This window comes from Lewinella sp. (assembly GCF_050633125.1).
In the GTDB taxonomy this organism is placed as follows: Bacteria; Bacteroidota; Bacteroidia; order Chitinophagales; family Saprospiraceae; genus Lewinella.
Map to the genome: position 1 here is coordinate 1 of NZ_JBOEFX010000167.1, position 461 is coordinate 461.

General features: G+C 49.7%; 1 protein-coding gene. It reads left to right on the top strand.

Translation table 11 applies throughout. The features are described from left to right. On the top strand, positions 1-461 hold a 461-nt coding region (locus ACRBG0_RS26805), incomplete at both ends, for a cohesin domain-containing protein (protein WP_431489905.1).

The following is a 461-nucleotide window of genomic DNA, read 5'->3' on the forward strand; positions in this document are numbered from 1 at the left end:
CACTGTGCTTGATGGCTTCACGCTGATCCTTGCGGATGCTACGGCAAACAACGGCGACAATGTATGTTTACCGGTCACGGTGAATGATTTTGAGAATATTTTGGGGATGCAGTTTAGTATTAACTACGATGCTTCAGCCTTGACGTTTACGGGTTCTCAAAACTTCAACCCTGCGTTGGTAGGCTTTACGTCCGCGTCAGTGGGTAACCCGACCCCGGGCAACCTTACGTTTACGTGGAATGACCCCTTCGCGGCAGGTGTCACCTTACCGGATGGAGATGTCTTGTTTGAGTTGTGTTTTGATGTTACGACGGATGTGAGTACCACGGTTGTCTTCTCGGGAACACCAACGCCGATAGAAATTATCGATGGCAACGAGATGGAGGTTGAATTCAACAGTGTATCTGGAACAATCAGCCCTCCTACGAGTGGCCCACTCCCGATTACACTTACGCTTGCTG